Annotated in this window: 20 protein-coding genes; 13 read left to right on the forward strand and 7 right to left on the reverse strand. The window is 70.7% G+C overall.

Features of this window, described 5'->3' with window-relative positions:
* Nucleotides 1-21: 21 nt before the first annotated feature.
* Complete coding sequence (locus tag RC1_RS07250) at nt 22-1,587, reverse strand: amidase family protein (protein WP_012566706.1); 1,566 nt, start codon at nt 1,585-1,587, stop codon at nt 22-24.
* Nucleotides 1,587-1,874, reverse strand: coding sequence for an Asp-tRNA(Asn)/Glu-tRNA(Gln) amidotransferase subunit GatC (gene gatC, locus RC1_RS07255; protein ID WP_012566707.1), 288 nt, complete (start codon nt 1,872-1,874; stop codon nt 1,587-1,589). The genes RC1_RS07250 and gatC overlap by 1 nt, the downstream gene beginning before the upstream one ends.
* A gap of 81 nt (nt 1,875-1,955) precedes the next feature.
* Between gatC and ruvX the strand changes: the two genes are divergently transcribed.
* Both ruvX and RC1_RS07265 read left to right on the forward strand, forming a co-directional pair.
* Entirely contained in the window at nt 1,956-2,522 is a 567-nt protein-coding gene (gene ruvX, locus RC1_RS07260) for a Holliday junction resolvase RuvX (protein ID WP_012566708.1), read from the forward strand.
* Complete coding sequence (locus RC1_RS07265; RefSeq protein ID WP_012566709.1) at nt 2,519-3,433, forward strand: AEC family transporter; 915 nt, start codon at nt 2,519-2,521, stop codon at nt 3,431-3,433. The genes ruvX and RC1_RS07265 overlap by 4 nt, the downstream gene beginning before the upstream one ends.
* A 16-nt stretch (nt 3,434-3,449) precedes the next feature.
* Here RC1_RS07265 and RC1_RS07270 read toward each other — a convergent pair whose 3' ends face one another.
* Nucleotides 3,450-3,776 (reverse strand): hypothetical protein, encoded by a 327-nt coding sequence (locus tag RC1_RS07270; RefSeq protein WP_012566710.1) that lies wholly within the window; start codon nt 3,774-3,776, stop codon nt 3,450-3,452.
* A 180-nt stretch (nt 3,777-3,956) separates the two neighbouring features.
* Between RC1_RS07270 and RC1_RS07275 the strand changes: the two genes are divergently transcribed.
* Together RC1_RS07275 and RC1_RS07280 are read left to right on the forward strand one after the other, a co-directional pair.
* Nucleotides 3,957-5,198, forward strand: a complete 1,242-nt coding sequence (locus tag RC1_RS07275) for a CaiB/BaiF CoA transferase family protein (RefSeq protein ID WP_012566711.1) — start codon at nt 3,957-3,959, stop codon at nt 5,196-5,198.
* A 99-nt stretch (nt 5,199-5,297) separates the two neighbouring features.
* Complete coding sequence (locus RC1_RS07280) at nt 5,298-6,206, forward strand: dienelactone hydrolase family protein (RefSeq protein WP_012566712.1); 909 nt, start codon at nt 5,298-5,300, stop codon at nt 6,204-6,206.
* A gap of 67 nt (nt 6,207-6,273) precedes the next feature.
* Here RC1_RS07280 and RC1_RS07285 read toward each other — a convergent pair whose 3' ends face one another.
* Nucleotides 6,274-6,837: a DUF4142 domain-containing protein gene (locus RC1_RS07285; RefSeq protein WP_012566713.1), complete on the reverse strand. Its 564-nt coding sequence runs from the start codon at nt 6,835-6,837 to the stop codon at nt 6,274-6,276.
* Between the two features lie 211 nt (nt 6,838-7,048).
* On the opposite strand from RC1_RS07285, the gene RC1_RS07290 reads away from it, so the two are divergent.
* From RC1_RS07290 to rpmG, 8 genes are all read left to right on the forward strand, one after another.
* Nucleotides 7,049-8,005, forward strand: coding sequence for an aspartate carbamoyltransferase catalytic subunit (locus tag RC1_RS07290; RefSeq protein WP_012566714.1), 957 nt, complete (start codon nt 7,049-7,051; stop codon nt 8,003-8,005).
* Nucleotides 8,006-8,020: 15 nt separating this feature from the next.
* The gene (pyrC, locus tag RC1_RS07295) at nt 8,021-9,313 is read left to right on the forward strand and encodes a dihydroorotase (RefSeq protein WP_012566715.1); all 1,293 of its coding nucleotides are present in this window, start codon (nt 8,021-8,023) and stop codon (nt 9,311-9,313) included.
* Nucleotides 9,314-9,349: 36 nt separating this feature from the next.
* Nucleotides 9,350-9,985 (forward strand): glycerol-3-phosphate 1-O-acyltransferase PlsY, encoded by a 636-nt coding sequence (plsY, locus tag RC1_RS07300; protein ID WP_012566716.1) that lies wholly within the window; start codon nt 9,350-9,352, stop codon nt 9,983-9,985.
* 82 nt (nt 9,986-10,067) lie between these two features.
* Entirely contained in the window at nt 10,068-11,213 is a 1,146-nt protein-coding gene (dprA, locus tag RC1_RS07305) for a DNA-processing protein DprA (RefSeq protein WP_012566717.1), read from the forward strand.
* Between the two features lie 41 nt (nt 11,214-11,254).
* Entirely contained in the window at nt 11,255-14,047 is a 2,793-nt protein-coding gene (gene topA, locus RC1_RS07310) for a type I DNA topoisomerase (RefSeq protein ID WP_012566718.1), read from the forward strand.
* Nucleotides 14,048-14,186: 139 nt separating this feature from the next.
* On the forward strand, nt 14,187-16,466 hold the full coding sequence (rnr, locus tag RC1_RS07315; RefSeq protein ID WP_012566719.1) for a ribonuclease R: 2,280 nt from the start codon (nt 14,187-14,189) through the stop codon (nt 16,464-16,466).
* 149 nt (nt 16,467-16,615) lie between these two features.
* A complete protein-coding gene (locus RC1_RS07320) occupies nt 16,616-18,235 on the forward strand; it encodes a S41 family peptidase (RefSeq protein WP_012566720.1) in 1,620 nt (539 codons plus the stop codon).
* Between the two features lie 190 nt (nt 18,236-18,425).
* Complete coding sequence (gene rpmG, locus RC1_RS07325) at nt 18,426-18,593, forward strand: 50S ribosomal protein L33 (RefSeq protein WP_012566721.1); 168 nt, start codon at nt 18,426-18,428, stop codon at nt 18,591-18,593.
* Nucleotides 18,594-18,784: 191 nt separating this feature from the next.
* Here rpmG and RC1_RS07330 read toward each other — a convergent pair whose 3' ends face one another.
* Together RC1_RS07330 and RC1_RS07335 are read right to left on the reverse strand one after the other, a co-directional pair.
* Entirely contained in the window at nt 18,785-20,233 is a 1,449-nt protein-coding gene (locus RC1_RS07330; protein WP_012566722.1) for a PleD family two-component system response regulator, read from the reverse strand.
* 38 nt (nt 20,234-20,271) lie between these two features.
* Nucleotides 20,272-20,676, reverse strand: coding sequence for a response regulator (locus RC1_RS07335; RefSeq protein WP_049766805.1), 405 nt, complete (start codon nt 20,674-20,676; stop codon nt 20,272-20,274).
* A 245-nt stretch (nt 20,677-20,921) separates the two neighbouring features.
* Here RC1_RS07335 and RC1_RS07340 point away from each other — a divergent pair, with 245 nt between their 5' ends.
* Nucleotides 20,922-22,208 carry a DNA polymerase IV gene (locus RC1_RS07340; RefSeq protein WP_041785212.1) on the forward strand — a complete coding sequence of 429 codons (1,287 nt, stop codon included), beginning with the start codon at nt 20,922-20,924 and terminating at the stop codon, nt 22,206-22,208.
* 42 nt (nt 22,209-22,250) lie between these two features.
* Here RC1_RS07340 and RC1_RS07345 read toward each other — a convergent pair whose 3' ends face one another.
* Complete coding sequence (locus RC1_RS07345; RefSeq protein ID WP_012566725.1) at nt 22,251-23,114, reverse strand: cell envelope integrity EipB family protein; 864 nt, start codon at nt 23,112-23,114, stop codon at nt 22,251-22,253.
* Between the last annotated feature and the right edge of the window lie 12 nt (nt 23,115-23,126).

Raw genomic sequence — 23,126 nt, forward strand, 5'->3', positions numbered from 1 at the left:
GACGCCAGCCGGTTCTGCCGCTCAGGCGTGGACCGGCGGCAGCGGTTGCGGGCCGGCCGCCTGTTCCAGCACGGCGGCCGTGCGGATCAGGGTCGCCTCGTCGAACGGCCTGCCGACGAGTTGCAGCCCCAGCGGCAGACCATTGGCCGCCAGCCCGGCCGGAACAGACAGGCCCGGCAGACCCGCGAGGTTCGCCGGGACCGTGAAGACGTCGTTCAGGTACATGGCGATGGGATCGTCCATCTTCTCGCCGATGCCGAAGGCGGTGTTGGGCGCGGTCGGCGTCAGGATGACGTCACACTGCTCCCACGCCTTGGTGAAGTCCTCGGCGATGCGGGCGCGGACCTTCTGGGCCTTCAGGTAATAGGCATCATAGTAGCCGGCCGAGAGCACGTAGGTGCCGATCAGGATGCGGCGGCGCACCTCGCGGCCGAAACCCTCGCCGCGGGTGTTCTCGTACATCTCCTTCAGGTCCTTGCCCTCGACGCGCAGGCCGAAGCGCACGCCGTCGTAGCGGGCGAGGTTGGAGGAGGCTTCCGCCGGGGCGACGATGTAGTAGGCCGGCAGGGCGTACTTCGTGTGCGGCAGGCTGATCTCCACCGGCACGGCGCCGGCGGCCTTCAGCCACTCCACCCCCTGCTGCCAGAGCCGGTCGATCTCGGCCGGCATGCCGTCCACCCGGTACTCGCGCGGGATGCCGACGCGCAGGCCGCGGATGTCGCCGGTGATCGCCTTCTCGTAGTCCGGCACCGGCACGTCGGCCGAGGTGCTGTCCTTCGGATCGAAGCCGGCCATGGAGCGCAGCATGATCGCCGCGTCCCGCACGGTGCGGGTCATCGGGCCGGCCTGGTCGAGCGAGGAGGCGAAGGCGACGATGCCCCAGCGGGAGCAGCGGCCGTAGGTCGGCTTCAGGCCGACGATGCCGACGAAGCTGGCCGGCTGGCGGATGGACCCGCCGGTGTCCGTGCCCGTGGCGGCCATGGCGACGCGCGCCGCGACCGCCGCGGCCGAGCCGCCCGAGGAGCCGCCGGGGACGAGCCTGCGCTCCCACTCCCACTCGGTCACCGGCTGCGGCTGGCGGAACGCCTCCGCCACCTCCGACAGCACGCCCGACCCGGCCGGAGCGGCATCGCGCTGGACGCGCCGGCCCTTCGACCAGGGGCTGATGACCGGGCCGTAGTAGCTGGTGATGTTGGCCGAGCCCATGGCGAACTCGTCCAGGTTCACCTTGCCCAGCATGACCGCGCCGTCGCGCCAGAGATTGGCCGTGACGGACGATTCATAGGGCGGCTTGAAGCCGTCCAGGATGTGGCTGGCCGCCGTGGTCAGCACGCCCTCGGTGCAGAACAGGTCCTTCACCGCGATGGGCAGGCCGTCCATCGGCAGGGCCGTACCGGCGGCATAGCGCTCGTCCGCGGCCTTGGCCTGGCGTAGGGCGATGTCCGCCGTCTCGGTGATGAAGATGTTCAGGCCACGGGTCGCCTCGACCGCGCGCAGATGCGCCTCGGTCAGCTCGGTGGCGGTGAACTCCCCGGCGCGGAGGCCCGCCAGGGCCTCGGCCATCGTCAGATGGTTCAGCGACATCATCACTCGACAACCTTCGGAACGGCGAAGAAATGCTCGGCACCCTCGGGCGCGTTGGCGACCACCTTCTCCGGGTAGCCCCCGTCGGTCACCACGTCCTGGCGGCGGCGCAGCGTCTGGGCCACGTTGCTGGTGATCGGTTGCACCCCGTCCGTGTCCACCTCGCCGAGCTGTTCGACCCAGCCCAGGATACCGTTCAGCTCCTGGGCCAGATGCTCCTGCTCTTCCTCCGGGACACGGATGCGGGCGAGATGCGCGATCTTCGCCACGGTAGCCTTGTCGAGCGACATGCTGCTAAGTCTCATGCATGGATAGAGGGGCCGCGCCCCCGAAGGAGCCGGCGAACGCCGCGCGGAAGGTAGCATCCGACAATGGCAATCCGCAACCTCATGGAACTGAAGGCCAGCCTGCCCCGGAACGGGCGTCTGATGGGGCTGGACCTGGGCGAGAAGACGATCGGGCTGGCCGTCTCCGACCCCGGGCTGAGCGTCGCCTCCCCGGTCGGCACGATCCGCCGCACCAAGTTCACCCAGGACGCGCAGGAACTGGCCCGCGCCATGCGCGACCGCGACGTGCGCGCCCTGGTCGTCGGCCTGCCGGTGAACATGGACGGGACGGAGGGGCCGCGCTGCCAGTCGGTGCGGGAGTTCTCCCGGCTGCTGCTGCAACGGCCGCAGCTCTTCGGCTTCGAGCCGGAGATCGCTTTCTGGGACGAACGCCTGTCCACCAGCGCGGTCGAGCGCATGATGATCGGCTGGGACATGACCCGGAAGCGCCGGGACGAGGTCGTGGACAAGATGGCCGCCGCCTACATCCTCCAGGGCGCGCTGGACCGGCTGCGCCAGGGCGACGCGGCCCCTGGCGGCAGCGACGACGAGCGGGACGAGGACGGGGACACAGACGGTGAAGACGGCGGGGGCGACGGCGGGGGCGAATGATCACCGTCGTCACGGCACTGGCGCCCGTCTTCCTGCTGATCGTCCTGGGGGCCTGGCTGCGCCGGAGCGGTCTGGTGCAGGACGGGTTCTGGCGCCCGGCGGAGCAGCTGACCTACCACCTGTTCTTCCCGGCCCTGCTGATCGACAGCACGGCCCGCGCCAGCTTCGGCGGGGTGGACATCCTGGGGGCCGGCATCGCGCTCGCCGGCGGGGTGCTCGCCATCGCCCTGCTGACCGTGCTGGCCCGGCCGCTGCTGGCGAAGGACGGCCCGGCCTTCACCTCCGTCTTCCAGGGGACGGTGCGGGTCAACAGCTTCATCGCCCTGGCGGTCGGCGCGGCCCTCTACGGCACGGAGGGCACGGCGCTCATGGCGCTGGGCGTGCTCTGGGTGGTGCCGCTGGTGAACGTGCTGAGCGTGCTGGCACTGGCGCGCTGGACCGGGGCGGCCACCGGCGGCTGGCCGGCGACGCTGCGGCTGCTCGCCACCAACCCGCTGATCCTGGCCGTGCTGATCGGCGGCACGCTGAACGCCGTCGGGGTTCCCGAGATCCCCGTCGTCTCCCCGCTGCTGAAGGTGCTCGCCGCGGCGGCGCTGCCGCTGGGGCTGATGGCGGTGGGCGCCGGGCTGGACCTGCCGGCCGTGCGCCGGGCTGGCAGCAAGGTGCTGGCGGCCTCCGTCGGGCGGCTGCTGGTGCTGCCGGCGATCACCCTCGGGCTGGCGGGGCTGGCCGGCGTGACGGGACGGCCGCTGGTCGTCATCGTGCTCTACAACGCCATCCCGACGGCGGCGTCGGCCTATGTGCTGGCCCGCCAGATGGGCGGCGACCACCGGCTGATGGCCGGGATCATCACGGCGCAGACCCTGGCCGCGACGCTGACCCTGCCGCTCTGGCTGGCGCTGCTGACCTGACCGGGACCCGGCGGTCTCAGCCCCGCGTCCGCCGGATGACGGTCGGCTTCGGCGCTGCCGTCTCCGGCTTGCGGTAGGCCTTCGCCGCCTCCTCCGGCTTCTGGAGCGCGTCCATCAGCCGGCGGGCGAACTGGCCGTTGTCGGCGCGGCCCTGGAGGAACAGCATCACCGCCTGCCGCGCCGCCTGCTTGTCATAGGGCTCGTCGGCGGAGGGGCCGGATGCCGGTCGGGCCGCCTCCAGCACCCGGGCGGCGCCCGCGGCCCTTTCCAGGACGGCCGGGTCGATCCGGCGGCGGAGGTCCCGCATCTGGCGCAGCAGGTCGGCCTTGGGATCGGGCGGCATCGCGGGCATCCGGACGGTTGGCCCCTGAGAATGCGCCGGAACCGCCCGACCGGCAAGAGTCGTCCCGGGCATCTGACGCTCCGGCGCCGGTCATAGGAATATTGTCGGAGGGACCGGCCGGTCCGCCCCCCCCTAGACTGCCGGTTCGACCTTCCGCCCCCTGATCCGGGTCCGCGCGCCATGCCCAAGCACACCCCCGCCCCGCCCGTCACCGGCCCGCTTGCGGGCGTGCGCGTCCTGGACATGAGCCGGGTGCTGGCCGGGCCGAGCTGCACCCAGATCCTGGGCGACCTCGGTGCCGACGTGGTGAAGGTGGAAAAGCCGGGCCAGGGCGACGACACCCGCCGCTGGGGCCCGCCCTATCTGGAGGATGCGGACGGCGCCCCGACGGGAGAGAGCAGCTATTATCTGTCCGCCAACCGCAACAAGCGGTCCCTGACGCTGGACTTCACGAAGCCCGAGGGACAGGCCCTCGCCCGTCGCCTCGTCGGGCATGCCGACGTGCTGGTGGAGAACTACCGGACCGGCACCCTGGCCCGCTACGGGCTGGGCTATGACGATCTGCACATCGCCTATCCACGGCTGGTCTACTGCTCGATCACCGGATTCGGCCAGACCGGCCCCTATGCCACGCGGGCCGGCTACGACTTCATGGTGCAGGGCATGGGGGGCATCATGTCCCTGACCGGGGAGCCCGGCGGCCAGCCGATGAAGACCGGCGTCGCCATCGCCGACCTGATGGCGGGGACCTATGCCGCCATCGGCATCCTGGCGGCGCTGCGCCACCGCGACCTGTCGGGCCGCGGCCAGCACCTGGACATGGCGCTGCTGGACACCCAGGTGGCCTGGCTGTCCAACGCGGGGCAGTACTTCCTGACCAGCGGCACGCCCGTGCCGCGGACCGGCAACGGCCATCCCACCATCGTGCCCTACCAGACCTTCGAGGCGGCGGACGGCTGGATCATCCTGGCGGTGGGCAACGACGAGCAGTTCCGCCGTTTCTGCACCTTCGCCGGCCGCCCGGAACTGGCCGACGATCCGCGCTTCGCCACCAACCCGGCGCGGGTCGGCAACCGCGAGGCGACGGTGGCGGAGGTCGCCGCCCTGATCCGCCGGCAGCCGGCGGCGCACTGGCTGGAGGGGCTGGAGCGGCTGGGCGTTCCCTGCGGCCCGATCAACGACATCCCCGCCGTCTTCGCCGACCCGCAGGTACAGGCCCGCGGCATGCGGGTCAGCCTGGAGCATGACGCGGCGGGCCGGCCGGTCGATCTGATCGGCAGCCCGGTCCGGCTGTCGGAGACGCCCGTCAACTACCGCTACGCCCCGCCGACCCTGGGCCAGCATACGGAGGCGGTGCTGTCCGACTGGCTGCACATGCAGCCCGACGAGGTGGCCCGATTGCGGCAGACGGGCGTGATCTGAGCGGAGGTGCCCCTGCCGGGAGGGGGCCTGGGCGGCGGACCACGGCGGACCATATCGACCGGGACACCGGCCGAGCCGCAATCAACCAGGAAGCGCCCCATGCACGACCGCCCGAGCGACGCTCTCCCTTCGCCCTCCGTCTCTCTTGCCCCCGATGCGCGCGGTCTTGTCCCCCCGCCGGCCATGAGCCGCCGCGCCTTCGCCGTGACGGGACTTGCGGCGGGCTTCGCGCTCTCCGTGCGGCCGGTGGCCGCGGCCACGATTACCACCCCGGCGGACGGACTGACCGCGGGGGAGGTCCGCATCCCCGTGACGGACGGCGAACTGCCGGCCTACCGCGCAGCCCCGCGGGGCGACGGCCCCTTCCCGGTGGTGCTGGTGGTGCAGGAGATCTTCGGCGTCCACGAACATATCCGCGACGTCTGCCGCCGCTTCGCCCGCGAAGGCTGGCTGGCCGTGGCCCCCGAACTCTACGCCCGCCAGGGCGACCCGGCGGCGGTGCCGGACATCCAGACCCTGGTGCGCGACCTGGTCTCGAAGGTGCCGGACGCGCAGGTGCTGGGCGATCTGGACGCCACCCTGCGCTGGGCCGGGGCCAACGGCGGCGACGCCGACCGGGCGGCGGTGACGGGCTTCTGCTGGGGCGGGCGGATCACCTGGCTCTATGCCGCGCACCAGCCCCGGCTGAAGGCGGGAGTGGCGTGGTACGGCCGCCTTGCCTCGCCGCCGACCGGATTGCAGCCGATGGTGCCGGTGCAGCTTGCTGCCGAACTGAAGGCGCCCGTGCTGGGCCTCTATGGCGGGGCCGACCAGGGCATCCCGGTCGCGGATGTGGACGCGATGCGCAAGGCCCTGGCCGCGGCGGGGAAGACGGAGTCGGAGATCGTTCTCTACCCCGACGGGCCGCACGGGTTCTTCGCCGACTACCGCGCCAGCTACCGGCCGGAGATCGCGGCCGATGCCTGGGCGCGCTGTCTGGCCTTTCTGCGGGCGCACGGGGCGGGCTGACCCGCCCCGCAGGTCACGGCACGGACCGCAAAGAACTCCACGGTCCGCCGGACCACCACCCGGGGGATCAGCGGGTGGCCGCCGTCGGCTGCATCTGCTGCTGGACGAGCTGCGCCTCCTGGAGGTGTGCCTCCAGGTTCGGCACCTGCTGCCCGGCGAACCGGGCCACGGGTCCCTGCCCCTGGGCCTGGGTCCGGTAGAGCTGGATCGCCTTCTGGTGCGCCTGCACCTGCATCTGGATGTAGGTCCGGTCGAACGACTGTTCGGGGGTCTCCTTCAGCGTGGCCAGCATCTGCTGCTGCTGCGCGTCGGGGTCGTCGGGGATATCCACGTCGTGCGCTTCGGCCAGCTCCTGGAGCTTCTCCAGGTTGGAGTCGTGCTCTTCGTCCATCCGCTCGGCGAACTGCTTGACCGGCGTGGCCTTCGCCTTGTCCTCCGCCACCTCGGCCATGGCGATCTCGGCCAGATCGCTCTGCACCGCCTGCCGGAGGAAGAGAACGTCCTGCTCCGAGACCCTGCCCTGGCCGGTGGTCGCATCGCCCTGAGTCGTCCGGGCGCTGCCGCTGCTCTGGGCCAGCGCCGTACCGGCGAACAGGCTCGCCGCGAGCGCGACGGGAATCATCATCCTCATGGCTTTCCTCCTTTTTCGGGCAGCCGGACGGGTGCCCTCGGGCGCCACAACAGACGACGCGACGCGATATCGGCGTGGCCGCCGGGTTTTCACACCCCTTTTCCAGCGACATCCGCGCCCGCGGCAGGGGCCTGATCCTCGACCGCTGCGGGACGGCCCCGCAGCGGCAGCCCTTGCGCGGGGGGAGGCCGGAAGCCATAGTCCCGGACCCATGGACACCCAGGACATGACCGCCTTTCCCCACCGGCACCTTCTCGGCATCGAGGGGCTGACGGCGACCGACGTCGAACTGATCCTCGATCTGGCCGACGGCTACGTGGAACAGAACCGCAGCCCCGGCCGGAAGAGCGCCATTCTGAGCGGGCTCACGGTCGTCAACCTGTTCTTCGAGAACTCCACCCGCACCCGCACCAGCTTCGAACTGGCGGCCAAGCGGCTGGGCGGCGACTGCATCAACATGTCGAGCGACGGCTCTTCCGTGAAGAAGGGCGAGTCGCTGATCGACACGGCGATGACGCTGAACGCCATGCACCTGGACGTGCTGGTCGTGCGGCACCAGGAGTCGGGCGCGCCGCTGCTGCTCTCCAGCAAGGTCAACTGCGCGGTCATCAACGCCGGCGACGGCGCGCACGAGCATCCGACCCAGGCGCTGCTGGACGCGCTGACCATCCGCCGCCACAAGGGCACGCTGCGCGGGCTGACGGTCGCCATCTGCGGCGACATCCTGCACAGCCGGGTGGCGCGCTCGAACATCCACCTGCTGAACATCATGGGCGCGCGGGTGCGCGTCGTCGCGCCGCCGACGCTGCTGCCCGGTGCGGTGGACCGGCTGGGGGTGGAGGTCCACCACAGCATGGCGACCGGGCTGAAGGACGCCGACATCGTGATGATGCTGCGGCTCCAGCTCGAACGCATGCAGGGCCAGTACCTGCCCAGCCAGCGCGAGTATTTCCGCTTCTACGGCCTGGACTACGACAAGCTGGCGGTCGCCAGGCCGGACGCGCTCATCATGCATCCCGGCCCGATGAACCGCGGCGTGGAGATCGACAGCCTGGTGGCCGACGACATCCACCGCAGCGTGATCCTTGAACAGGTCGAACTGGGCGTGGCCGTCCGCATGGCCTGCCTGGACCTTCTGACCCGCGGCCACCGCGGCACCGGCGCGTAGGACGGCGACAGACCCATGACCACCCGCACCGCCTACATCAACGCCCGCCTGCTGGATCCTGCGACCGGACTGGACGCGCCCGGCGCCCTGCTGGTCGAGGGGGAGCGCATCGCCGACCTGGGCCCGCACCTGTTCGCCGACGGCGTGCCGGAAGGGGTCGCCGTCGTGGACTGCGGCGGCCACTGCCTCGCCCCCGGCCTCGTGGACCTGCGCGCCCATGTCGGCGAGCCGGGCTTCGAGCACGACGAGACGATCGCCACCGCCGGCCGCGCCGCGGCGGCGGGCGGCATCACGGCGCTGGCCGCGCTGCCCAACACCGACCCGGTGATCGACGACGTGGCCGGGCTGGAGTTCATCGCCCGTCGCGCCCGCGAGGAGCGGCTGGTCAAGATCTTCGCCTACGCCGCCGTGACGCGGGAGACGGCGGGCAGCCAGATCACCGAGTTCGGCCTGCTGGCGGAGGCCGGCGCCGTCGGCTTCACCGACGGCCTGCATGCCGTGGCCGACGCCCTGGTGATGCGCCGTGCCCTGAGCTACGCGAGCGCCCACGGCCAGACCATCTTCCAGCACCCGGAGGAGCCGCGGCTGGCCTCGGGCAGCATGAATTCGGGCGAGGTGGCGACCCGGCTGGGTCTGGGCGGCATTCCCGCCGCTGCCGAGATCATCATGCTGGAGCGCGACCTGCGGCTGGTCGAACTGACCGGCGGCCGCTACCACGCCGCGCACATCTCCACCGCCGAGGGGGTGGAGGTGATCCGCCGGGCCAAGGCCAAGGGCCTTGCCGTCACCTGCGACACCGCCCCGCCCTACTTCGCCCTGACCGAGGTGGACATCGGCGACTACCGCACCTTCTTCAAGCTGTCCCCGCCCCTGCGGGGGGAGATGGACCGGCGCGCCATCGTCGCCGGTCTGGCCGACGGCACGATCGACGCCATCGCCAGCGACCATCTCCCGCACGACCAGGACAGCAAGCGCGTCCCCTTCGCGCAGGCGGCCTTCGGTGCCGTCGGGTCGGAGACGCTGCTGCCGCTGACCCTGGAACTGGCGCACAAGGGGGCGCTGCCGCTGCTGCGCGCGCTGGCCGCCGTCACCTGCATCCCGGCCGGCATCCTGGGCCTGTCGGAGCTGGGCCGGCTGCGCCCGGGCGGCCCCGCCGATCTGGTGCTGTTCGACGCCGGCCGCCCCTGGGTGGTGGAAGCGGAGAAGCTGCGCAGCAAGAGCAAGAACACCTGTTTCGACCGACGCCCCGTGCAGGGTCTGGTGCTGCGCACCGTGGTGGACGGGCGTACCGTCCACGCCTGTGCCTGATCCCCGCCCGCCGGCAACGAGAAGACCGACCGAGCCATGCCCGACCCGATGATCTGGACCCTGTCCGGCCCCTGGCTGGCCGCCGCCTTCGCCGGCGGCTACCTGCTGGGCTCCATCCCCTTCGGCCTTGTCCTGACCCGGCTGGCCGGGCTGGGCGACATCCGCAGCATCGGCAGCGGCAACATCGGCGCCACCAACGTGCTGCGCACGGGGAACAAGGCGCTGGCCCTGGCGACCCTGCTGCTGGACAGCGGCAAGGGCGCGGCCGCCACGCTGCTGGCCCTCTGGCTGGCCGGACCGGAGGCGGCGGTGCTGGCGGCCGGCGGGTCCATGCTGGGCCACACCTTCCCCGTCTGGCTGGGCTTCAAGGGCGGCAAGGGGGTCGCCACGGCGCTGGGCGTGCTGCTGGCGATCTCCTGGCCGGTGGGGGTGTTCGCCTGCCTGATGTGGCTGCTGACGGCCTTGGTCTTCCGCATCTCCAGCCTGTCCGCGCTGGTGGCCCTGGCCGCCGCCCCTTTCTTCGGCTGGTGGTGGACGGCGGATGTCCGCATCGGCGCGCTGGGGGCCTTCATCGCCGTGCTGGTCTGGGTCCGGCACAAGGACAACATCCGCCGCCTGCTGAAGGGCGAGGAACCGCGGATCGGCGCGAAGAAGAAGGCACCCGCCGCCTGAACTCCGTCCGCAGGGTAGTGGAAGCCATAGACACGGCATCGCGGCGGTTGACGAAACCGCGTGGCTGGCGGACCCTGCCGCCATGCCGATCCAGTCCCCGACCGCCCGCCGCCCCCTGACCGCCGCCGAACGGCTGGACTGGCTGCGGCTGACGCGGGCGGAGAATGTCGGCCCCATCACCTTCCACCGGCTGGTCGAGCGGTTCGGCACCGCCACGGCGGCACTGGCCGCCCTGCCCGATCTCGCCCGCCGCGGCGGCCGGGCCAAGCCCCTGCGCGTGCCGTCGAAGGTGGAGGTCGAGCGCGAACTGACGGGGCTGGAGAAACTGGGCGGCCGCTTCGTCGCCACCTGCGAACCCGATTATCCCGAAGCGCTGGCGGCACTGGACGACGCGCCGCCGCTGCTGGCGCTGCTGGGCCATCCCGTCCTGCTGACGCGGCCGGCGGTGGCCGTGGTGGGCGCGCGCAACGCCTCCATCGCCGGGCGCCGGATGGCAGAGCGGCTGGCCCGCGACCTGTCGGGTGCGGGATTCCTGGTCGTCTCCGGCATGGCGCGGGGGATCGACACGGCGGCGCATGTCGGGGCGCTGGACGGGGGCACGGCGGCCGTCGTCGCCGGCGGCGTCGATGTCGTCTACCCACCGGAGAACGAGGGGCTGCACCGCGATCTTGCGGAGCGCGGCCTGCTGCTGGCCGAATCCCCGCTGGGCACGGAGCCGCAGGCCCGCCACTTCCCCCGCCGCAACCGCCTGATCTCCGGCCTGTCCCTGGGTGTCGTCGTCGTGGAGGCGGCGCTGAAGTCCGGTTCCCTGATCACGGCGCGGCTGGCGCTGGAGCAGGGGCGCGAGGTCTTCGCCGTTCCGGGCTCGCCCGTCGATCCGCGGGCGCAGGGCTGCAACCGCCTGATCAAGGAGGGGGCGGGTCTGGTGGAGTCCGCCGAGGATGTGGTGGAGGCGCTGCGCCGCATCGCCTCCCGCCCGTTCGGGGAGGGGCGGCGCGACCTGTTCGACACCCCGCCCCCCGCCCCGTCCCCTGCCCCACCCGACGACCGGGAGCTGGAACGGGCGCGCGCCCTGGTGCTGGAGGCGCTTTCGCCCACCCCTGTTCTCGTTGACGAAGTGGTCCGGGGCTGCCAATTGTCTGCCGGGGTGGTGCTGACGGTCCTGCTGGAACTGGAACTGGCCGGGCGGGTCCAGCGGCATCCCGGCGGCCAGATCAGCCTGATCTGAAAGGCATCGCCGGTACTGGGCTTCTGAAAGGCGGACTTACCTTGCCTGGACACAACGTCGTCATTGTCGAGTCTCCGGCCAAGGCAAAGACAATCAACAAGTATCTCGGCCAGGATTTCACCGTGCTGGCGAGCTACGGGCATGTGCGCGACCTGCCGCCGCGCGACGGCTCCGTCCGGCCCGATGAGGACTTCGAGATGGACTGGGAGCTGGGCGACCGCTCCAAGCGCCATATCGACGAGATCGCCCGGGCCGTGCGCGGCGCCGACCGCGTCTATCTGGCAACCGACCCCGACCGCGAGGGGGAGGCGATCGCCTGGCACATGAAGGAGGTGCTGGGCGAGCGGCGGCTGCTCGGCAAGGTGGACGTCAAGCGCATCACCTTCAACGAGATCACGAAGTCCGCCGTGCAGACGGCGCTGGCGCAGCCCCGCGACGTGAACCGGGAACTGGTGGACGCCTATCTGGCGCGCCGGGCGCTCGACTATCTGGTCGGCTTCACCCTGTCGCCCGTGCTCTGGCGCAAGCTGCCCGGGTCCAAGTCCGCCGGCCGCGTGCAGTCGGTGGCGCTGCGGCTGGTCTGCGAGCGCGAGGCGGAGATCGAGGTCTTCCGCCCGCAGGAATACTGGACCATCGAGGCGGATTTCCGCACCCAGGAGGGGCAGACCTTCACCGCCCGGCTGAGCCAGCTCGACGGCAAGCGGCTGGAGAAGTTCACCCTGGGCACCCAGGGCGATGCGGATGCCGCCGTCGCCCGCATCCGCCCGATGACCTTCCGGGTCGGCCGGATCGAGCGCAAGGAGGTCCGCCGCAACCCCTTCCCGCCCTTCACGACCTCGACCCTGCAGCAGGAGGCCAGCCGCAAGCTGGGCTTCGGTGCGACCAAGACGATGCGCACGGCGCAGCGGCTCTACGAGGGCGTGGACATCGGCGGTGAGACGGTCGGTCTCATCACCTACATGCGGACGGACGGCGTGGCGCTGAGCCAGGAGGCGATCGACGCCGCCCGCCGCCTGATCGACGAGAGCTGGGGCCGCAGCTATGTGCCCGAGAAGCCGCGCATCTACAAGGCCGCGGCGAAGAACGCCCAGGAGGCGCACGAGGCGATCCGCCCGACCGATCTTTTCCGCCGGCCCGAGCACGTCGCCCGCTACCTGGAGAAGGACGAGCTGGCGCTCTACGAGCTGATCTGGAAGCGCACCCTCGCCTCCCAGATGGCCAGCGCCGTGCTGGACCAGGTGACGGTGGACATCATCAGCAAGGGGGCGGAGGCCGTCTTCCGCGCCACCGGCAGCGTCATCCGCTTCGACGGCTTCCTCAAGGTCTACCAGGAGGACAAGGACGACGCCGACGAGGACGAGGACCACCGCCGCCTGCCGCCCATGCGCGACGGCGACGATCTGGCCCGCGGCGAGATCCGGCCGAACCAGCACTTCACCCAGCCCCCGCCCCGCTATTCCGAGGCCAGCCTCGTGAAGAAGCTGGAGGAGCTGGGCATCGGCCGCCCCTCCACCTACGCCTCGATCCTCCAGGTCCTGCAGGACCGCGAATATGTCCGGCTGGAGAAGCGCCGCTTCATTCCGGAGGACCGCGGCCGGCTGGTCACGGCCTTCCTGGAGAGCTTCTTCCCGCGCTATGTCGAATACACCTTCACCGCCGATCTGGAAGGCAAGCTGGACGACATCTCCGGCGGCCGGATCGACTGGAAGCAGGTGCTGCGCGAGTTCTGGCGTCAGTTCTCGGCCGCCGTCGAGGACACGCGCGACCTGACGATCACGCAGGTGCTGACGGCGCTGGACGAGCTGCTGGGGCCGCACTTCTTCCCCCGCCGGCTGGGTCCCGACGGGCAGGAGGTGGATGCGCGCGTCTGCCCGACCTGCGGCACCGGCCGGCTGTCGCTGAAGCTGGGCAAGAGCGGCGGCTTCATCGGCTGTTCCAACTACCCGGAGTGCCGCTACACCCGCCCCTTGTCCGTCGCCGGTGAGGGCGGCGAGGCGGAGTCGGGCGACCGCATGCTGGGCAACGATCCGGAGACCAGCCTGCCGGTCTGGGTCAAGACCGGGCGGTTCGGTGCCTATGTCCAGCTCGGCAACGGCGACGGCAAGGAAGAGAAGCCCAAGCGCGCGTCGCTGCCCCGCGGCATGCTGCCGGCCACGATGGACCTGGACACGGCGCTGCGCCTGCTGGCCTTGCCGCGCTCGCTGGGCACGCATCCGGAGTCCGGGCTGGAGATCGTGGCCGGCATCGGCCGCTACGGGCCGTACCTGAAGCACGGCGCCAGCTACAAGAACCTGACGGCAGAGGACGACGTGCTGACCATCGGCCTGAACCGGGCCGTGGTGGTGCTGGGCGATGCGCCGGCCAAGAAGGCCGTGGCCGGCCGCGAACTGGGGGCGCACCCGAAGGACGGCAAGCCGGTCAAGGTCGGCTCCGGCCGGTTCGGCCCCTATGTGCAGCACAACAAGCTGTTCGCCAGCATCCCGAAGTCGATGAGCGCGGACACGGTCACCCTGGCCGAGGCGCTGGAGCTTCTGGCCGCCAAGGCGGCCAAGGACGGCGCCAAGAAGGGACCGGCCAAAGCCGAGGGCGGCGAAGAGGCTGCCGCCACGCCGGCGAAGAAGACCACCGCGAAGAAGGCGCCTGCGAAGAAGGCCCCCGCGAAGAAGACAGGCGCCGCCAAGGCGGAGAGCGCGGGAACGGACGCCGAGGCGGAGACGGCGGAGAAGCCGGCCCGCAGGACGGCCGCGAAGACCACGAAGGCTCCGGCGAAGGCGTCCGCTGCCAAGGCTTCCGGGACCAAGGCGGCCACGCGCAAGGCGGCGGCGGGCGACTGATCCCGCCGCCTCCGACGGCACGTCTCCTGCCATGCCGCTGTTACGGCAGGGGCATCCGGCCTGACCGCAGCGCCGGCACGCCACCCCGCGGACCAGACGCCCACGGACGAGACCCCACGGACGAAACACGGACGAGACGGTGGAACCCACGCGCCGCAAGAAGGAAGCCCCCTTCCCCAGCAAGGACCAGGTCCTGGAGTTCATCCGGGAAAGTCCGACCCCCGTGGGCAAGCGAGAGATCGCGCGGGCCTTCCACATCACGGGCGATGCGCGCGTCCTGCTGAAGCACCTGCTGAAGGAGCTTGAGCAGGAGGGTGCCGTGGAGAAGGGGGCGGGCCGCCGCATGGCACCGCCGGCCGCCCTGCCCGAGGTCGCCGTGCTGGTGGTGACCGGCATCGACACGGACGGGGAGGCGCTGGCCCGCCCCGTGAACTGGACGGACGAGGAGAACCCGCCGCCGGAGATCTTCATGCGGCCGGAGCGGCGCGGCCACCCGGCGCTGGCGCCCGGCGACCGTGTGCTGGCCCGGCTGAGCCGGATCTCCGACCGGCGCTACGAGGCCCGCACCATCCGGCGGCTGGACGCCGGCTCGACCGCCCGGATCGTCGGTATCTATGAGACCGGGCGCGAGGGGGGACGGCTGCGCCCGGCCGACCGCCGGACCCGGACGGAATTCGTGATCCTGCCGCAGAACTCCGAAGGGGCGCGGCCGGGAGAACTGGTCGTGGCGGAGGTGCTGCCCTCGTCCCGCATGGGGCTGAAGCAGGCGCGCGTGATCGAGCGGCTGGGCGGCCTGGACGATCCGCGCGCCGTCAGCCTGATCGCCATCCACCAGAACGGCATCCCGACCGCCTTCCCCCAGGCGGCCCTGGACGAAGCCGCCGCCGCCGCGGAGCCGGCGCTGGAGGGGCGGACCGACCTGCGCGACATCCCGCTGGTCACGATCGACGGGGCGGATGCCCGCGACTTCGACGACGCCGTCCATGCCGAACCGGACACGGACCCGGCCAATCCCGGCGGCTGGCACCTGCTGGTCGCCATCGCCGACGTCTGCTTCTACGTGACGCCGGGATCGGCGCTCGACCGCACGGCCTTCGAGCGGGGCAATTCCTGCTACTTCCCCGACCGGGTCGTGCCGATGCTGCCCGAAGCCCTGTCGAACGAGCTGTGCTCGTTGAAGCCGGGGGTGAACCGCGGCTGCCTCGCCGTGCATCTCTGGATCGACCGCGACGGCACCCTGAAGCGCCACCGCTTCGTGCGCGGGCTGATGCGCTCGGCCGCGCGGCTGACCTACGAGCAGGTGCAGGCGGCCCGCGACGGACGCCCGGACGAGACGACCGGCCCCCTGCTGGAGCGGGTGATCGCCCCGCTCTACGGCGCCTACGAGGCGCTGGCGGCGGCCCGGCGGCGGCGCGGCACGCTGGAGCTGGACCTGCCCGAGCGCAAGGTCGCGCTGGACGAGGCCGGAGAGATCGTCCGCATCGACGTGCGCGAGCGCCTGGACAGCCACCGGCTGATCGAGGAGTTCATGATCTGCGCCAACGTGGCCGCCGCGGAGGCGCTGGAGGCGCGGCATGCGCCCTGCCTCTACCGCGTGCATGCCGAACCGGCGCGGGACAAGCTGGAGCCGCTGCGGGAGTTCCTGGACAGCCTGGGCTACAACCTCGCCCGCGGGCAGGTGCTCGCCCCGGCCGCCTTCACCCGCATCCTGGAGAAGGCGGCCGGCACCCCGGACAGCGAACTGATCAGCAGCGTGATCCTGCGCAGTCAGGCGCAGGCCGTGTACCAGCCCGACAACATCGGGCATTTCGGGCTGGCGCTGGTGAAGTACGCCCATTTCACGAGCCCGATCCGGCGCTATGCCGACCTGATCGTCCACCGCTCGCTGGTGCGCGCCTTCGGGCTGGGGACCGGCGGGCTGACGGAGGACGAAGCGGACAGGCTGGACCGCATCGGGGACCACATCTCCATGACCGAGCGCCGCGCCGCCGAGGCCGAGCGCGACGCCATGGACCGCTATGTCGCGCGCTACCTGGCCGACCGCGTCGGCGCCACCTTCACCGGCAAGATCGGCGGCGTCACCCGCTTCGGCCTGTTCGTGACGCTGACGGAGACGGGAGCCGACGGCATCGTGCCGATCAGCACCCTTCCCGACGATTTCTACGACCATGTGGAAGCCGAGCACGCCCTGGTCGGGCGTCGCTGGGGCCGGCGCTATCGGCTGGGCACCCAGGTCAAGGTCGTGCTGCGCGAGGCCGATCCGGTGGCGGGCAGTCTGGTCTTCCAGTTGCTGGACCCGGAGGACGCCGCCCTTGCCGACAGCCCGGCAGGGCCCCCGCGTTCCCGCCCCCGCGGCCGCGGGCAGGTCGCCCCGCCCTCCACGCTCGACCGTCCGCGCCCGCCCAGGCGCGGGCGCTGATCCTTCCGACCGGCGAGATGGGCAATCGAGGACTGGACCGAACCCCGATTCATGGTAGAGAGTCAGGGAATGGCTGCGACATCGGATCATCCCCGCCGGGCAGAAGCCCTGCGCATCCACCTCTCTCCGGCAACGGCGGGGGCCTAGGGATGCTGCGGAGGCTGGCCCCGGTCGTCCTGGCCTTCAGCCTTGTCGGCGGGTGCGCCGCCGGTCATTCCCGGGACTATGCCCCGGTGCGCGAGCGGGTCGTCGGCGAGCACGTCTTCGCCATGGGCTATGCGCGTATCTCGGAAATCTATCTGGACCCCGTCGATCTGCGCCGGCTGACCCTGGACGGTCTGTCGGGGCTGACCAAGCTGGACCCGGCCGTCTCGCTGGCCGTGACCGGGACCACCCTTGAGGTCCGCACGGACGGGCGCATGGTCGGCGCGTTCGACCTGCCGGTGCGGGGGGACGATCCCGCCGCCTGGGCGACGCTGACGGCGCGGGCCGCGGAACGGCTGCGCGCCAGTTCCCCCGTGCTTGCCGCCACCGACACGGATGCCGTCTATCAGGCCATCTTCGACGGCATCATCGCCGACCTCGATTCCTATTCCCGCTATACGGGCGGCCAGCGTGCCGTGGACGAGCGGTCGCAGCGGGAAGGCTATGGCGGCATCGGAGTCGCCGTGCGGCACGACGAGACCCGCCACGAGATCACCGAAGTGCTGATCGGCGGACCGGCGGAGTCGGCCGGGCTGCGCGCCGGCGACCTGATCCTGGCGATCGACGGCACGCCGACGGCACGTCTCACGACGGAAGAGGTCGGGGAACGGCTGCGCGGGCCGGCAGGGTCGCTCGTGACGCTCACCGTCGGCCGCTCCCCGAAGGAGGGGCGCCGGCTTTCCGTCCGGCGCGACCGGGTGATCCCCAGCACCGTCGTCGCCCATGCCGAGGACGGTGTGGGATATCTCCAGGTGGACCGCTTCAACGCTGCGACCGCTCCCAACCTGCGCGCGGCCGTGCGGCGGTTGCGGGCCGAGCTGGGGCAGCGGGCCCGCGGCTTCGTGCTGGACCTGCGGGGCAATCCCGGCGGGCTGCTGGATCAGGCCGTGGCGGTGGCGGACATCTTCATCCCCGGCGGCCGCATCATCAGCACCCGCGGCCGTCATCCGGACAGCATGCAGGTCTTCGATGCCCGGCCGGACGACGAAGCCGGCGGGCTTCCGCTGGTCGTGCTGATCGACGGCCGCTCCGCCTCCGCGGCGGAGATCGTGGCGGCGGCCCTCCAGGACAGCGGCCGCGCCGCCCTTGTCGGCTCCTCCTCCTTCGGCAAGGGCAGCGTCCAGACGGTCACGCGGCTGCCGAACGACGGTGAGCTGTTCCTTACCTGGTCGCGCATCTACGCCCCCAGCGGCTACACGCTGCACCGGCAGGGCGTGCAGCCGACCGTCTGCACCAGCCTGCCGGCCCTGGACGTCAACGCCGCCCTGCGCACGGTCCGCCTGGGCGGGATGCTGCCGGCCGCCACGCTGCTGTCCTGGCGCATCCGGGCGCCGGAGGATGAGATCGCCCTGGCCCAGCTCCGCGAGACCTGCCCCTGGAAGGAGCACGCCCCGGACCTCGACCTTCAGGTGGCCAAGGCCCTGCTGGGCGATCCGCCGCTCTACCGCGAGGCGCTGCTACGGGCACCGACCGCCGTTGCCGAGCGGCAGGACGCTGCCACGGCCGGAGTCGGACTGGCCACAAGCGCCACGCGCGAGGGACAGGGCAGCGAACGCCGCCCCTGAAGGGATGCAAGGGCCGGAAACGCAGCCAAGCCGGTCCACGCCCGGCAGGGCTGCGGGGCCGGACAGCGTTCCGCCCTTGACAGGGGCCGGCGAATGTCTAGATTGCCGCGCTACGCCGCAGGTTCGCGGCTCCGAATGTTATCGGCCGCCTGGAGCGGCCTTGGTTTGGCCGCTCGTTGGGATTTGTATCATGGCGAAGCAGAACACCGTGCTGATCAAGCTGGTCAGCTCCGCTGACACCGGGTTCTTCTATGTGAAGAAGAAGAATCCGCGTAAGACGACCGAGAAGCTGGAATTCAAGAAGTACGACCCGGTTGCCCGGAAGCATGTCGTCTTCAAGGAAGCCAAGATGAAGTGACCGCGCCTTCGGGACGCGCGTCATGCGGAAGGCCGCCCCCACACGGGCGGCCTTTTCTGTTTTCCGGATCGCCTGCGGACAAGGCAATGGCCTGTCCGCCAGAGATGTCCCTGGCAGGGTGACGGTTGGTGTAAGCGCAGGCCGGCCTGCCACCGGCAGAGTGCTCGCCCGCCCCCCGGAGAGACCAGGCCTCAGCGCAGTCCGGAGGCGCCGCTGAAGGCTTCCGGTGCAGGTTCGGACTGGTCGCGGGTGTCGGCCACGACGCGGTTCCGCCCGGACCGCTTGACCCGGTAGAGCGCGGTATCGGCGCGGCGGAGCAGGCTGTCTCCGGATTCCCCGCGCCCGTCCCCGTCGGTTCCGTCCGCCACGGCGACGCCGATGCTGATGGTGACGGTGATTTCCCCGGTGCCGGCAGTGGCAGTGACCTTGAAGGGTTCATCGGCGATGCGGCGGCGCAGCCGTTCCGCCACCGTCATGGCGGACGACAGATCGGTGTCGGGCATGACGACGACGAACTCCTCGCCCCCCAGGCGCGTGACCAGATCGAAATTGCGGAGGTTCCGGCTGGTGCGGACCGCCACCTCGCGCAGCACTTCGTCACCTGCGGAATGCCCCCAGGTGTCGTTGACGATCTTGAAATGGTCGATGTCGAACAGCAGGGCCGCGACGGGCTTCTGGTTGCCGCCACCGCGGTCCAGCAGGCGCGGCAGGTGGGCCGACAGGTAACGCCGGTTGAACAGGCCCGTCAGGCTGTCCGTCAGCGCCAGGGACAGGCTCTGCTCATAGTTGGAGCGCAGCCGGTCCTGGTAGCGCTTGCGCCGCACCTGCGTCCGGGTGCGGGCCATCAGCTCGTTCCGGTCGATCGGCTTGATCACATAATCGTTGGCGCCCAGCTCCAGCCCCTTGGCGACACGGTCCATGTCCGTCTCGTCGGCCAGCAGCAGGATCGGCACCTGCCGCGTGCGCTCGTGGCTGCGGAGCTGGGAACACAGGCGGAGACCGTCTTCCCGCATCAGGGTCAGGCTGATGATGACCAGCTCGAAATCCTGGCTCAGCGCCAGCTCCAGCGCGGCGGCGCAATTCTCCGCCTCCACCACGCCGTCGCGGTCCCGGGCCAACGTCTCCCGGATCTTGTCCATGTCGATGGAGCTGTCCTCCACCACCAGGATGCGGGAATTCTCCGCCGACTGCGTCTGAACGCTGTCCGTCGCCACCAGCATGCCGAGCTGGCCCGAGGTGCTCTCCCGCAGGCGCCACTCGTCCATCATCATCTTCAGGCGGACGAGCGAGCGGACCCGGGCGAACAGGGCCACGTCGTTCACGGGCTTGGTCAGGAAGTCGTCGGCCCCCGCCTCCAGCCCGCGCACGCGGTCGGCCACGTCGGACAGGGCGGTGACCATGACGACGGGGATGTGCATGACCGAGGGGTCGGAGCGGATGCGCTCGCAGACTTCGAATCCGTCCATGCCGGGCATCATCACGTCCAGCAGGACGATGTCGGGGGACTGGGACCGGATCTTGTCCAACGCCTCGGGTCCGCCATAGGCGGTGATGACGTCGAAGTACTCACGCGTCAGTTTCGCCGCGAGCAGCTTCACGTTGGGCACGACGTCATCAACGACCAGAACTCGTGCGGACATGGCGCCTTCTTATCCGACGGGCGGAGGGAACAACGCCCTCAGCCCAGGAACCGCTGGACCGTCTGAATGAATCTGGCGACCGAGATGGGCTTGGCGATGTAGTCCTCGCAGCCCCCTTCCCGGATCTTCTCCTCATCCCCCTTCATGGCGAAAGCGGTGACGGCCACGACGGGAATCCCGCGCAGATCGTCATCCTCCTTCAGCCACTTGGTCACCTCCAGACCCGAGACTTCGGGAAGCTGGATATCCATCAGGATCAGGTCGGGACGGTGCTGCCGTGCAAGGCGCAACGCCTCCATCCCGTCCTTGGTCTGCAACGTGGCATAGCCATGGGCTTCGAGCAGATCATGAAAGAGCTTCATGTTCAGCTCGTTGTCCTCAACCACCAGGACGAGCTTGCCATCAGGCCCGCCCTTCCCTTGCGGTCGGGGGGTGGAGGGCATGTGCAGTTCGATCGTTTCAGAACCCATTCCGGCGCTCCCGCACCCCCAGACAGATGGCCTGCCGGGCCCTTCGCAAACTCGGCGGCGGCTTCGGGTCTGGGCATTCCGGCCGTCAGCCTGCGTTACCCTAGCGCCCGAATTATTAACCTGCCGTTACCCCTAAGGCGTGACCTGAGCACACCTATAACGGTCGGGTTAGGAGTACAGTGACGTCGCCACCCGAAGCAAGAGGAAGGACGGACAGCGTGACCGGAATTGCCCACGCCGCGGGCCTATGTCGCGACTGCGGGGCCACGCCCCCGGCGGGGACCGTGCGCTGTCCGGACTGCGGCTCGATCCGCCTGCTTCGACACCCTGAGTTGCACACCCTGAGCATCGCCCACATCGACTGTGACGCCTTCTATGCCACGGTGGAGAAGCGCGACCGCCCGGAACTGGCGGACAGGCCGGTCATCGTCGGCGGCGGCCAGCGCGGGGTGGTGTCTGCCTGCTGCTACGTCGCCCGGATGTATGGCGTCCGCTCTGCCATGCCGATGTTCAAGGCGCTGGCGGCCTGTCCGGATGCGGCCGTCATCAAGCCGGACATGCGAAAGTATGCCGCGGTCGGGCGGCAGGTGCGCGCCCTGCTGGAATCGGTCACTCCCCTGGTGGAGCCGCTGTCCATCGACGAGGCGTTCCTCGATCTGACCGGGACGGAGCGGCTGCACGGCGGAAGCCCGGCACAGACGCTGGCTCGGCTGGTCCGGCTCATCGAGCAGGAGGTCGGCATCACCGCCTCGATCGGACTGAGCTACAACAAGTTCCTGGCGAAGATCGCGTCCGATCTGGACAAGCCGCGCGGCTTCGCCGTGATCGGCCGGGCCGAGGCGCTGGATTTCCTGGAGCCGAAACCCGTCGGGATGATCTGGGGCGTCGGCCGGGCGCTCCAGGCGAAGCTGGAGGCGGACGGGCTGCGCACCATCGGCCAGCTCCGCCAGACGGACGAGGCGTTCCTGGTGAAGCGTTACGGCGTGATCGGCCAGCGCCTCCACCGTTTCGCACGGGGGGAGGATGCGCGGGTCGTCACGCCGCACGCGCCGGCCAAGAGCATCTCGACCGAAACCACCTTCGAGCGCGATTTCGGCGACCGCGACACGCTGGAACATGCGCTGTGGCCGCTGTGCGAGACGGTGGCCGCGCGTCTGAAGGCGGAGGGGCTGGCCGGAACCACCGTCACGCTGAAGCTGAAGACCGATACCTTCCGCCTGCGCACCCGGGCCCGCACCCTCACCTCCCCCACCCAGATGGCGGACCGCCTCTTCCGCGTGGGACGGGAACTCCTGGCGGCCGAGCTGGACGGGAGCCTGTTCCGGCTGATCGGGATCGGCTGTTCGGGCCTGGCCGAAGGCGCGCTCGCCGATCCGCCGGACCTGCTGGACCCCGGCCTCACCCGCCGGGCGAAGGTGGAGAAGGCCATGGATCTGGTGCGGGCGAAGCTGGGCCGCAATGCCATCGGGAAGGGACGCGGCCTGAGCGGCCCCGGCCGGCGCTGACGTCCCCAGGCGTCAGCGGCAGGCCCTCGGCAATGCCCCCGGTCAGCAGGGAGGCTTCGGCGCCGCCTCCAGGGACTCCAGCACGGCCCGCACCTTGAAATCGCCGTAGTCGATCAGCATGGACTCGACGACGCCGTTGTCCAGGATCGTCAGCTTCGTCTCATACTCCGGCAGCATCTCCTGCGTGTCGGTGGGAAAGAAGGCCATGAAGACAGGCCAGCCGCGTTCGCGGACCAGATCCCGGCTCCGGGTCTTCAGGTCGCCCACCTTGGCCGGCTTCGCGATCAGGGCGCTGACACCGGATGCGCCGTCCGCCTCCGACCCGTCGAAGATGGGAGCGGACAGGAAGTTGTCGCCCTTCCGGGCCAGATCCAGCATGCGGATCGTGTGCGCCGTCGGGAACAGTGTGCCCGGTCTCAGGGCCAGCTCCTTCCGGTCCGGTCGCTCGAAACGGGCGACGCCCCCGTCCGCGCCGTTCAGCGTGGCATCGCCGCGGAGTTCCTCCTCAAGTTCACCGTTGGTCAGCTTGCGGACATTGAAACGGTAGGCGGAGCCGTCCTTCGCCTCCCAGGTCACATAGCTGGTGGAGAGTTCCACCTGTTCGCCTTCGACATAGGTGAAGCGGACCTGGAACCGCTGCTCGACAGTCCAGCCGTCACAGGCATCCTTCCAGGCATAGCTCATCGCACCGTCAACGCCGGTGACGGTGGCGCTTGAGCGGCTGGAGGCGAGGCTCAGCTTGTAGGTCGCCAGATGGGGAACGACCTGGGAGGCGGCAGCCCCGCCCGGAAAAGGGATCAGGACACCAACGGAAAGGGCGGCCGCCGTCAGCAGACGGAGGCAGGCCGGGCGCAGTAGCGACGTCGTGTTCACGCGGACCTGGAAAGCTGCGTTCGGATTCCGCAATTGTCTCCTCCC

Origin of the sequence: Rhodospirillum centenum SW (assembly GCF_000016185.1) — a bacterium.
GTDB classification, from domain to species: domain Bacteria; phylum Pseudomonadota; class Alphaproteobacteria; order Azospirillales; family Azospirillaceae; genus Rhodocista; species Rhodocista centena.